The 12042-nt window shown below is 60.1% G+C and carries 11 protein-coding genes; 7 read left to right on the top strand and 4 right to left on the bottom strand.

Annotated elements, in window-relative coordinates:
* Window positions 1-220: 220 nt before the first annotated feature.
* Together ACKWRH_RS06335 and ACKWRH_RS06330 are read right to left on the bottom strand one after the other, a co-directional pair.
* Window positions 221-1843 (bottom strand): MFS transporter, encoded by a 1623-nt coding sequence (locus ACKWRH_RS06335; RefSeq protein ID WP_445219770.1) that lies wholly within the window; start codon window positions 1841-1843, stop codon window positions 221-223.
* A 14-nt stretch (window positions 1844-1857) separates the two neighbouring features.
* On the bottom strand, window positions 1858-2631 hold the full coding sequence (locus ACKWRH_RS06330) for an alpha/beta fold hydrolase (protein ID WP_445219769.1): 774 nt from the start codon (window positions 2629-2631) through the stop codon (window positions 1858-1860).
* 282 nt (window positions 2632-2913) lie between these two features.
* On the opposite strand from ACKWRH_RS06330, the gene ACKWRH_RS06325 reads away from it, so the two are divergent.
* A complete protein-coding gene (locus tag ACKWRH_RS06325) occupies window positions 2914-4263 on the top strand; it encodes a sigma-54 interaction domain-containing protein (RefSeq protein WP_445219768.1) in 1350 nt (449 codons plus the stop codon).
* Window positions 4264-4344: 81 nt separating this feature from the next.
* On the opposite strand, the gene ACKWRH_RS06320 is transcribed toward ACKWRH_RS06325, so the two are convergent.
* Together ACKWRH_RS06320 and ACKWRH_RS06315 are read right to left on the bottom strand one after the other, a co-directional pair.
* Complete coding sequence (locus ACKWRH_RS06320) at window positions 4345-4737, bottom strand: hypothetical protein (RefSeq protein WP_445219767.1); 393 nt, start codon at window positions 4735-4737, stop codon at window positions 4345-4347.
* A gap of 31 nt (window positions 4738-4768) precedes the next feature.
* Window positions 4769-6451, bottom strand: a complete 1683-nt coding sequence (locus ACKWRH_RS06315; RefSeq protein ID WP_445219766.1) for a methyl-accepting chemotaxis protein — start codon at window positions 6449-6451, stop codon at window positions 4769-4771.
* Window positions 6452-6652: 201 nt separating this feature from the next.
* Between ACKWRH_RS06315 and ACKWRH_RS06310 the strand changes: the two genes are divergently transcribed.
* The 6 genes from ACKWRH_RS06310 (at window position 6653) to ACKWRH_RS06285 (ending at window position 12033) form a co-directional block, all read left to right on the top strand.
* Complete coding sequence (locus ACKWRH_RS06310; protein WP_445219765.1) at window positions 6653-7651, top strand: CobW family GTP-binding protein; 999 nt, start codon at window positions 6653-6655, stop codon at window positions 7649-7651.
* A 131-nt stretch (window positions 7652-7782) separates the two neighbouring features.
* Window positions 7783-8505 carry a nitrile hydratase subunit beta gene (gene nthB / locus ACKWRH_RS06305; protein WP_445219764.1) on the top strand — a complete coding sequence of 241 codons (723 nt, stop codon included), beginning with the start codon at window positions 7783-7785 and terminating at the stop codon, window positions 8503-8505.
* A 9-nt stretch (window positions 8506-8514) separates the two neighbouring features.
* Complete coding sequence (nthA, locus tag ACKWRH_RS06300; protein ID WP_445219763.1) at window positions 8515-9135, top strand: nitrile hydratase subunit alpha; 621 nt, start codon at window positions 8515-8517, stop codon at window positions 9133-9135.
* A gap of 7 nt (window positions 9136-9142) precedes the next feature.
* The gene (locus ACKWRH_RS06295) at window positions 9143-9457 is read left to right on the top strand and encodes a nitrile hydratase accessory protein (RefSeq protein ID WP_445219762.1); all 315 of its coding nucleotides are present in this window, start codon (window positions 9143-9145) and stop codon (window positions 9455-9457) included.
* Between the two features lie 202 nt (window positions 9458-9659).
* Complete coding sequence (locus tag ACKWRH_RS06290) at window positions 9660-10661, top strand: GlxA family transcriptional regulator (protein ID WP_445219761.1); 1002 nt, start codon at window positions 9660-9662, stop codon at window positions 10659-10661.
* Window positions 10662-10968: 307 nt separating this feature from the next.
* A complete protein-coding gene (locus ACKWRH_RS06285) occupies window positions 10969-12033 on the top strand; it encodes a GlxA family transcriptional regulator (RefSeq protein WP_445219760.1) in 1065 nt (354 codons plus the stop codon).
* Window positions 12034-12042 lie beyond the last annotated feature (9 nt).

Here is a 12042-nt window from a genome sequence, read left to right as displayed (position 1 = left end):
TTGCATTTTTCGTCACCGCGAAGGCGCGATTGCGCCTTCCACAATCCAACGGCAGAAGCCAGCAGCGGCCATCCCAGTCTAACGAGATTGAGCAGACGAGCCGGTCTGCCAGCTGATCTGCGGCCCGGCCCGTGTCGGAAGCCCAGCGCCACCAACCCAAGGCTTGAGAACCGACGAGCGCGATATGTCGATCTCGCCGGCTCCCAAAAGGCTCGCGCGATCAGCTATTGATGTCGCGACCGCGGGTTTCCGGCAGCAGCAGAGCTCCGATGATCGCCGTCGAAGCTGCGAACGCGATGGTGTACCAGAGCCCACCGAAGATGTTGCCAGTTGCGATGACGACTGCGGTTGCGACGAACGGTGCAAATCCACCGATCCAGCCGTTGCCGAGTTGCAGCGCCACAGAGACGCCGCTGTATCTGATGCGCACCGGGAACAGTTCGACCAGAAGAGCTCCGAGCGGGCCATAAACCATCGTCGCCAGAAACACGAGGGCGAAGAGCACTGCGATGACCATGGGACCGTTGGGCTCCGCCAGCGCCTTCAATGCCGGCAGGCCCCTCTCGGTGAGCATCTTGAGGACCTTGGCCTCATCGAAGGGTACGGCCGCCTCATCGTCGATCTGGACGGTGAGAGCTGCCGCATCGGCCTTCACGATGTAAGGAACGGCGCGCGCGGTCAGGAACGACTTCACGCGGGTGCACTCTTTCGTCGCTTGGGGGCTGAAGAGTTGACCGAACATCGACTGGTCTTCGGTACAATCGTTTGCGTGTATCACCACAGCTGTTTTCGAGCGGAACTCCGCGAGCGCCGGATTGCCGTAAGTTGCCAGCCCCTGAAAGAGAGGGTTGATCAACAGCGCCGACAAGGCGCATCCCGCAACGACGATCGGCTTGCGACCAATCTTGTCGGATAGCCAGCCGAACAACAGAAAGAACGGCGTACCAAGAGCCAGTGCGACGAGCAGATAGAAGTTCGCCTGTTCGAGGCTCATCTTCAGCACGGTCGTCATGAAATACAGGCTGTAGAAATGCCCCGTGTACCAGATCACGGCCTGACCAGCCACGACGCCGAAGATTGCAACGAGCACCAGACGCAGATTGCGGCGGTCACCGAACGTATCGGCGACCGGATTCTTCGAGCCCTTTCCTTCAGCCTTCATCTGCTGGAACACCGGCGATTCGTGCAGCTTGAGGCGGATGTAAAGGGAGAGGACCAGAAGGGCGATCGATCCGATGAACGGTACGCGCCACCCCCAGCTCGCGAAACTCTCCGCTGACATCGAAGAACGACACAAAAGGATCACGACAAGCGAGAGGAACAGTCCCAGCGTCGCCGTGATCTGGATCCAGCTTGTCGTGAAACCTCTCCGATCTGCTTCGGAGTGCTCCGCAACATATGTCACGGCGCCTCCGAACTCGCCGCCAACCGCGAGACCTTGCAGCAGGCGCAGGCCGACCAGGATGGTCGGTGCCCACCAGCCAAACATCTCGAAGGTCGGCAGCAGCCCGACCGCCGCGGTGGCGAGGCCCATCACCAGCATGGTAACGAGAAACGTTTTCTTGCGCCCGACGAGATCACCGAGCCGCCCGAAGACGACAGCGCCAAACGGGCGAAGGACGAAGCCCGCTCCGAATGTCGCCAAGGCGGCGAGCAATGCCGCTGTTTCATTTCCCTTTGGGAAAAAGAGCGTACTGAAGAATGCGGCCAATGAGCCGTAGATGAAGAAGTCGTACCATTCGAACACGGTGCCGAGGGCAGCCGCGAAGATGATGCGTTTGGTGTCGCGATCCAGATGTTGGGAAGCGAGACGGGTTTCCGATTCAATGGCGTGAACTGACATCTTGTGCTCCCGCGTCAAACGTTTTGATTCAATTGAGACGTTGCTTCCGCAAGGCGTGGCGGCGACAGGCCCTGCCGCGCCAGGAAATCCCCCAACAAGCGATTGAACGTATCCGGCCGCTCGAGCATTGGAAAATGCCCTGCTGTTGACACGTAAAAAAGCGCGCTGTTGGGAATGTTGCTGGCCAAAGCTACCGACTCGCTTGGCGGAGTGATGATGTCCTCTTCACCGACGACGACCAGCGTCGGCACGCGGATCTCGCCAAGCCTTGCGCGGCTATCCGACGCATTGAGCGAGGCGATCGCCTGACGGGCCACGAAGGCTGGCGTCTGCGCGACCTCGTTCTTGGCGAAGTCGATGAGCGCAGGGCGTGCAGCAGAACCGAAGGATCGCTCGATGACTTTCTGGCTTGCCGCGACCACGCCCAGATCATCGATGGCTTTGAGCACGTTGTCGACGTTGACGTCGGCGCCCAGTCCGTGCGGCGTGGCTCCGACGAGCACCAGCGCCTTTACACGCTCGGGGTAGGACAGCGTGAAGCTCTGCGCCACGGTGCCGCCCATCGAAAGTCCTACGAGGACTGCCGAGTCGATTGCCAACGCGCGATAAACTTTAAGCACGTCTTCGACGAAGGCCTCGATCGTATAGCTCCGATCTTCGGGACGTGGTGAGCGGCCGTGACCGGGCAGATTGATGCGGACCATCTGGTGACGGGCAGAGAACGCCTCGACCTGCTCGCGCCAGAACTCCGCCGTGGTCGTGAAGCCGTGCACGAACACCAGCGGCATCCCCTCTCCCGACACCTGAACGACCGTGTCCCCGATTGTGATGGTTCTAATGGGTGTCATTCCGCTCCTCCCGATTTTGGTTTCCTAACGAGAGGTTCGCAAGCGGCGTGCCACTTCAGTTTCTCGCCGCGCGACGCCGCCTAACCCAATGACAGAGCGACCCAAATCCCGGTGGTCGGGAAAGACCCCGTGGTTTGACGCCGATGGATGGTGGAGTTAGTGTATCAGTTACGTGACACACTTGTCGCATTACAGTGACACCTCAAGAGTTGGAACTGCGCCATGGTCCTTTCGCAGTGGATTGCTGGATCGTCGGAAGAGGCAGGCTTCCTGAGGCTTGTTCTCGATCACGTCTCGGACTGCCTCGTCGCGGTTGATACGTCCGGCACGATTGTCTTGATCAACCAGCCATACTGCAGGCTCCTCGGAGGTCCAGCGGACGACTTCGTCGGGCGACACATCACCGACGTGGTGGGGCCACAGACCAAGCTTCATCTCGTCGCCCGCGGGCAAGGAAGCCATGTTGGGTATCCGTTGAAGGTGCGTGGCCACCAGCTCATCACGCGACAGGTTCCCGTGCTCCAGGACGGCCAGATCATCGGCGCGGTCGGCCTGGCCCTGTTCTCGGATCTCGGCGCCCTGAAGAGGACCTTCCGACGGGCTACACAAGCCGAGTTGGAGATGCCCCAGGGCAACAAGCCTTGGCGCTCCCGATTCAGCATGAGCGACATCGTTGGCCAAGGCGAGTTCATGGATGTTTACCGCGACTCGCTCGAGGTAGTCGCCGGACACGATCTCCCCGTGCTGATCTCGGGCGAGACCGGTTCCGGCAAGGAATTGGCCGCTCATGCCATCCACGCGAGTTCTAGCAGATCCGAAGGGCCGTTCGTTTGGATCAATTGCGCTTCGATTCCAGGCGAACTGATCGAAGCTGAGTTGTTCGGTTACGAAGGCGGCGCGTTCACCGGCGCGCGTAGTCGTGGAAAGCTCGGGAAATTCGAGCTGGCTTCCGGCGGCACCCTATTCCTCGACGAGATCGGAGATATGCCGCTGCACCTGCAGGGGAGCCTGCTGCGCGTTCTCCAAACAAACGAGATCGTGCGCGTCGGCGGCACGACCCCGATCGCCGTCAAGGCCCGCGTGGTTTGCGCGACCAACCACTCACTTCCGGAACTGGCTCGCACAGGCCGCTTCAGACAGGACCTCTATTACCGCCTCAGCGTACTGCCTGTTGACGTCCCTTCCCTTCGCGATCGCGATGACATCGAATTTCTCGCCCGACAATTGCTGCTGCGGATCGCAGCCCGGCTGGACGCAGTACCGAGAGATCTGAGCCGAAAAGAGATGACGTCGCTTGTTGCGCACAGATGGCCAGGCAACGTCCGAGAACTGGAGAACGTGCTCACCCGGTTCCTCGTAACGGGCCGGCTGATGACACTCACCGCTAGTCCAATAAAAGCGCCGGATGTGGACCTCGTGCCGCAACCACTCAAGCAGCGCATCCAGTCGCAGACCGCCACGGAAATTCGAGCTGCCCTGCAGCGATCCGGAGGCAACAAACGCCGCGCAGCCGAGCTACTGGGCATCAGCCGCGCACATCTCTACCGACTCTTGGGAGAACAAAGCCAGTAGCCGCGAGCCCAGATCTGCGCGCCTGCCAAGCCCAAAGCCGGCCTTCGCCTGAACGCGCCTCGGCCGTGCCCCACAAATCCGTCAGCGCGACGTGATAATAGCCATGTCCCCTGTGCCTCGTTTGCGAGCTATCCAAGGCGCTGGATATCGGTTGAAGGTCGGTGCATCGCTCTGCAACATGTCGACAACAGTCAACTGCGTTGGCTGGCTTGCAATCACCCCCGCGTCTCTGAGTAGCCGTCGCAAATATATCGCCTGAGGAACAAGCTTACACCGCTGATTGACAAGCTTTTTCTTTTCGGTCGTGTCGGGCATCTCCTTGCAAATAGCGGCGATGAGATGTGCAGCCCGCTCCGTCGTCAGCAGCAACTCGATGATCGCTGGTCCAAAATGGGTCCTAAAATCATCCGGCGAGAGCGCGCTGTCAGAAGGCATCTGCACGCACAACGAAATAGACTCTGAACTTTTATCCACTGGCGCCGCACCTTCTCTGCTCTATGCAGACCTATGCCGCCCTGACACTTGCAACGAAGCTGCTGACTTCGTCTTGCAGCAGCCGCAGCTTACCGGTCAGGCGCGCGCTCGACCCCAGCACGGTGCCGGCCACCTCGCCCGTTTCTGACGTGGCGGTACTCACGTCGGAGATGTTCTGCGAAACCCGGTTCGTGCCGGATGCGGCGTCTCGCACGCTTTGTGCGATGGCTTGCGTTGCGACGCCCTGCTCCTCGACTGCTGAGGCGATTGAAGACGATATCTCGTTGACTTCGGTTATGGTCGCCAGAATGCTTTGAATATTACCGACCACGGAGGCCGTCTCGGCCTGGATCGACGAAATCTGCGCACCAATCTCGTCGGTCGCCTTGGCGGTCTGCGTCGCGAGCGACTTTACCTCTGCAGCGACGACGGTAAAGCCTCTCCCCGCCTCGCCGGCACGCGCCGCCTCGATCGTGGCGTTCAGCGCAAGCAGATTCGTCTGCGCGGCAACCTGGTTGATGAGGCCAACGACTTCGCCGATTTTTGAAGCCGCTGTTGCGAGCCCTTGAACGGTCGCATTCGCACGCTGTCCGTCGCTCGCCGCCTTGTCGGCAACCTGAGCCGCCTGGGTCACGCGATGGCTGATCTCGTTGATCGAAGCTGACAATTGGCTGGCCGCCGAGGCGACCATTTGCACGTTCCCGGAGGCCTCGCGACACGCCTCCGCAACCGAGTTTGCCCGTCCGTTGGCCTGATCGGCGCTCGCCGACATGCTCTCGGCGGCCTTCTGCATTTCATTCGCTTCGTCGAAAACCTCACGCACGACGGTTTCGACGCTCGCCTGGAACTTGCCGGCGAGCTCGATCATCGTCTTGCGCTTATCCTCATCGGCCCTCTGCTTAAGCTCCTGTTGGTCGCTGTGCATCTTGCGCACGGCGGTCGCATTTTCCTTGAAGACACGTAAGGCCCGGGCGAGACTTCCGACCTCGTCGCGACGGGTCGTGTACGGTACTTCGAAATCGTCTTCGCCCGAAGCAAGTTTCTCGGTAAGAGAGGTGATCGTGATAAGCGACCGCGTCACGGCGCTACTAATCGTCAAGGAAATGGCGAGCACCAGAACGACGACACCAAGGCAAATCCACGCGAAAGTCCAGGCCGTCTGTCGAAAGATCACGTCGACATCGTCGAGATAGATACCAGTCCCGATAATCCAGCCCCAAGGCGCAAATCCTTTGACGAAAGACAATTTTGAGACCGGTTGATCGGAGCCCATTTTCGGCCAGAGGTATCCGTAGAATCCGCCTCCCTGCTTCTGGACGATGTCGACAAAGCTCCGAAACAGGTATTTGCCGGACGGATCCTTGAAATCCCCTACCGGTTTGCCATCGAGCTCCGGCTTGGCTGGACTCATGATCATGTGCGGGACCATGTCGTTGATCCAGAAGAACTCGACCTTGTCGTAGCGCAGCCCCTTGATCTCAACGAGCGCCGCCGCCTGGGCTTGCTCCCGACCGAGCTTTCCGTCAGTTTCGAGCTTGTAATAGTGCGCCAGGATCCCGTGCCCGACATCGACCATCTGCTGTATCTTGGCTTGTCGATCCGTCATCATCTGGGCGCGGATATTGTACAGCGCGATTGGTACCAGAGCGATCATGCCTGCGAGCGCGACAGCAATGATGAGAAGAAACTTGGCTTTCAAACCACGAAAGGACATGGGGCTCTCACGACCAGAAATATGATCGACAGCCTTGGATCCACCGTCTTACTAGATGCTTAAGTATCGAGGCATTTGCGCAGCCCGTGCACGATGTTGATGCTGTTTGGCAGGATTTGCACGCTCACGGAAGTTGCGGCGTCCCGCATCGCAAAACTAGCCTCCCCGGCGGAGTAGTCGTGCAAAGAAGCGCAGGGGTCGATGACGGCATCGCAAAAAATTCCAGTTACTGTACTGACCGGCTTTCTGGGATCGGGCAAGACGACGCTGCTAAATCAGCTCCTCGAGAGCGGGCTGATGGCTGACTCCGCTGTCATCGTCAACGAGTTTGGGGCCATCAGCATTGATGCCGAACTGGTCGTTGGCGTTGACGAGGAAATTCTCCAGATCAACAATGGCTGCATCTGCTGCACGGTCCGCACGGATCTGGTTACAACGATCACCAGGCTTCTATCCGGGCCAAGGCGCATTCGCCGGATTCTCATCGAGACCACGGGCCTGGCCGACCCCGCCCCCGTCATTCAGAGCTTCATTGTTGACGAGGCCCTATCGGCTACGACCACGCTCGATGCGGTCGTGACGGTGGTGGACGCCACCCACATCGATCGATGGCTTGCCGACCAGAGCTCCGGCGAGAACGTCGCGGCCGAGCAGATCGCCTTTGCCGACATCGCGGTCATCAGCAAGCTGGATCTGGCTGAAGATGGCGCCCTCGCCAAGACGGAAGCGGTCATCCGGTCCATCAATCCAATGGTTCGCGTGGTGACCCCGATCGAGGGCCGGGTGAACGTCACCTCGATCATCGACGTCCGGGCTTTCGATCTGAAGAACTGTCTGGCCATCGAGCCGCTACTGCTCTCCGACCTCGAGCACGAGCACGATCAATCCGTAATCAGCGTGGAAGTCCGCGAGGATCGGCCCCTGGACGGACCTCGTTTCTTTCGCTGGCTGAACGCTTTCGTCCAAAAGAACGGTGAAGGCCTCCTGCGCTGTAAAGGCATTCTGTCCCTGGCAAGCGAAGCGCGCCGTTGGGTCTTTCACGGCGTCCACATGACGCTCGACGGACGGCCAGGGCGCGCATGGACCGCCAACGAGCCTCGCGTCAGCGCGATCGTCTTTATTGGAAGAGGTCTCGATGCGGCTCAAATTCGCGGCGAGATTGCCGAACTGACCGAGAAGGACGCAAGTCTCGTTGCCTGACACGGATCGGTAGTCCGGCTCGCCAAGTGCGCTTCCATGCTGACCGGAGGCGTGGCCGGATTCGAAAAATCCGTCGTTACTGGCCGCCTCCGGCGGCGGCATGCTCACCCTGAGGAAAAGCGGTTTCCAGCATGAAGCTACAACACTATCTCGGAGGCCTGGAAGGCCTCGATCCGCTCACTCTCGAAACACGTGTGTTCGTCGAGGCCTGGGAGGAGCGCATCTTCGGGATCCACACGGCGATGATGGCGCTGAGCCCGCAACTCGACCTCGAAGCGACGCCCAGTACGTTCAATACCGTGTGGACATGGGCAGACCTGCGCAAAGGCGCAGAGTCGATGAACCCGTTCGACTACTTCAAGTTCCGCTATTATGAAAAGTGGCTCGGCGGCATCTCCGGATACTTCGTCGCCAAGGGGTACATCACCCAGGCAGAGCTCGACGCGCGCACCAAAGCCTTCCTGTCGTCGTCTCCCGCGATGCCTGAAGGTGGCGACGCCAAGGTCGATGCTCGCGTACGGAAGTATCTGCTAATCGGAGACGATCCGAAACGCGATCGCACAGCCTCGCCCCGTTTCGCCGCCGGAGACACGGTCAAGGTCGCCGATCCGAAATCGGTCGAACATACCCGCTTACCCGGTCATCTCCGAAACAAAGTCGGCATCGTCGATAGCGTCTACCCCGACGCTTACACCTACCTTTGCGACACCGGACCCGACGGAATCGGGCAGGCAATGACGGTGTACTGCGTCAAGTTCGATCCCGAGGATCTTTGGCCCGGCAATACCGAGACGAACTTTACTTTCTACGCGGACTTGTTCGAGGCCTATCTCGAGCCCACGACTGCATCCTGAGGAACCGAGATGGAGCGATTCGAGCATTCGAAGGACCGTGAAGCGGCGAATGCGGCGCGTGCACGCGCGCTGGAGGCCCTCCTCATTGAGAAGGGCGTCATCACCAACGAGACCGTCGACAAGATCATGGCGATCTTCGCCACCGAGATGGGGCCGTTCAACGGCGCCAAACTCGTTGCCAAAGCGTGGATCGATCCGGACTTCAAGACGCTTCTCGCCGAAGACACCATGGCCGCTGTCGAGAAGATGAATTTCGTTACCAAGGGCGCCGGTGCTGAAGGCGAGCACATGAAAGCGGCGATCAACACGCCCGAGGTGCATAATCTCATCATCTGCACGCTTTGTTCGTGCTACCCTTGGCCGATACTTGGTCTGCCCCCCTATTGGTACAAGGATCCATCCTTCCGCGCGCGCGCGGCGAGAGAGCCACGCAAGGTACTCAGCGAGTTCGGCCTTGATATCGACCCGAGCAAAGAAATCAAAACCTGGGACAGCAGCGCCCAGATTCGCTGGTTCGTCGTTCCTGAGCGGCCCGCGGGCACTGACGGCTTCAGCGAAGAGCAGCTGGCATCACTCGTCACTCCGGAATCGATGATGGGCGTCGCCGTCGTCAAACCGCCCGGAACTTGAGCCGTCCATGCAGACGAATTTCGAGCATTTCGCCTTGGGCAGCATGTTGGGGCAATCCGACATGCCGCCCAAGGACAACGGAAGCCTCTGCTTCGGCGCGCCTTGGCAGCGTCAGGCTTTTGGCATGGCATTGGCCCTCTCCAAGCAGGGGGTGTTCGAATGGGACGACTTCCGTTCGGAACTGATAGCCACGATCGCCGCGTGGGAAGCCACTCACGACAAGTCCGATCCGAGCTGGGACTATTACGAGATCTGGCTCACAGTGCTTGAGACAATGGTCGAAAGGTCCGGACTCGGCAACCAAGGCGCCGCGGCATCCTGATAAGCGAGCACGTGTCGCAGTGCACATCGCGACGCTCAGGTTCGGCGCCTCCCCCGTGTGCTATAAGTGCCGAACGGCTCAAGTCTTAATTGCTGCAGCATGGTTGTCCGAATATCGCGCAAGTTTGGCCGAAACTGACGCATTCGCGGCGAACAACGGGAATGAAAGTTGCATAACAATTGATCTCGATTGAGGATTGTTGATGCGCATCGCCTTGCTTGCTCCACCAGGGGTTCAGTCTCTCGACATTGTGGGCCCGGCCGAGGTGTTCTGGGAGGCGGCCAAGCGGCTTGGAGATCCGAACGCTTACACCGTGCAGGTGATCGCCGGGTCGGCTGATCCGGTGCGAGGAACGGGCGGACTGCGGTTCGTGGCTGATCGTCATATCTTCGATCCCGACGAACCGATCGACACGCTCCTGGTCGGCGGCGACCCGTCATTTGCGGCGGTCGATCCCGCCATGGTTCAATGGCTGCGGCGCAGGGCCGGCACGGTGCGGCGCCTCGGCTCTGTCTGCACCGGCGTCTTCCTGCTCGCGGCGGCGGGCCTGCTCGAAGGCAAACGCGTGACGACGCATTGGGAATGCGCCACGCGCTTGCGGAATGAGTATCCTGACCTCGACGTGGATTCCGATCAGATATTCATCAGGGACGGCAATCTTTGCACGACGGCCGGTGTCACAGCCGGGATGGACCTCGCGCTCGCCCTCGTCGAGGAAGATTACGGACGCGAGCTGGCGCTGATCGTCGCGCGCTATATGGTCATGTTCCTGAAGCGCCCCGGCGGGCAGTCGCAGTTCAGCGCGCACCTCGCCGCGCAAATGTCGGGCAAGAGCAGGATTCAGCAGGTTCAGCAATACGTTCTCGACAATCTCACCGCCCCGCTCTCGGTCGACAATCTGGCCGAGCAAGCCGGAATGAGCGTCCGGAATTTTACGCGCGTGTTCCGCCAGGAGATGAACATGACGCCCACCGAATTCGTGGACGCGGCCAGGTTGGACGCAGCGCGCTTGCTTCTCGAAGATAGCGCAAAGTCGTTGCAACAAATCGCGATACGATGCGGCTTCGGCAATGCCGACGGCATGAGACGGGCGTTCATCCGCAACCTCGGCATCGGCCCGGGCGAGTACCGCCTGAGATTTCGCAGTGCGTGGGCGGGCACGAGCCACATCACCGCGCCCTATCCCGCCGGCGGCCGCTCGTAGCGAACAGATGCATTTCTGCTGATCGTCAGAAGGGCCCCGCAGCCTCCTCCGGCAGTAATGACACTTGCCCTCCGCAAACCTACGGGCTCTTACGCGACATCGCCCTGCAGACGGCGGTCTTTCGGGCGCAAATGGCCGATGTCGACGTGAGATTGGCCGCCCCCGCGAGGCCAATTCCATTACATTTGTAACCCTGCAACTTGCCTGGTCGAGAGCTGGCGAGCCCGCAATCCGGCGGAGGCCGAGCTGGGGGTGACGGAGTTTGTCCGCGACACGCCTCGATCACCGACTATCCGCGGCAGAATCGATGACGCACTTTGGACCTCCAGCCCTCGGGCCATCCACAGATGATCACGGGGCACCCGCGCAAATCATTCGGGTCGGAATCGTTGTCGTCAACGGCGCCAACGCGATCGACTTCATGGGGCCGATCGACGCGTTCAACGAAGCGAGCCGATCATCGACGACGCCAGTTTGCTACAAGGTCGATCTGATCGCCACGAGATCGGGGCCCATCGTGGGCTCCTCCGGTGTGCGCATGCTTCCCGACAAGGTCATCGGACCCGAGCTTGATAACTCCTACGACACGATCCTGGTCGCCGGCAGTCACGAACTTCAGACGACTGAGGATAATGAGCCACTGATCGATTGGGTTGTCCGAAGTGCGCCGTCGGCGCGCCGGATTTGCGCGACCTGCACAGGAACGTTCGTCCTCGCGTCCGCCGGCTTGCTCGACCGGCGACGCGTCGCGACGCATCGCGACGACACCGGGCGGTTCTTGGCGATGTTTCCGAAAGTTCACGTCGAGCCGGACCGGCTTTTTGTTCGTGACGGCTCTTATTACACCGCGGTCGGCGGAATGGCCGGCATCGACTTGTGCCTCTATCTCATCGAGAACGACTGTGGCCGGGCGACATTTCTCGATGTCGCCAGGATGCTGGTCATCTTTCTGCGGCGGCCGGGCAACCAGCCGCAGATCAGCGAATTTCTCAAGGCGCAATCGATCCGAAATAGCCAGATCAGTCACGTCATGGATTGGGCGCTGACGAATCTCGACGCAGACCTTTCGGTCGATGCGCTCGCCAAACGCGCCGCGATGAGCTCTCGTAACTTCAGCCGTGCGTTCATGTACGAGATGATGACGACTCCGGCCCGTTTCATCGAAAGTATCAGGGTCGAAGCCGCCCGCATCCTTCTGGAGACAACGGCGCTCTCGATTCAGCAAATTTCCCACCGAGTCGGATTCGGCAGCCCGGCAAACATGCGCCGCGCATTCGTTCGTGCGTTCCAGGCGCCGCCGGCGGAATACAGACATAACGCAGAACATCCGACGACCCGCTCCGAGTACACGAATTTGCAGGAAGCCGACTGATCCAGTAAA

It is taken from the genome of Bradyrhizobium sp. Pa8 (assembly GCF_052588265.1).
This window is presented reverse-complemented; position numbering and strand designations above follow the sequence as displayed.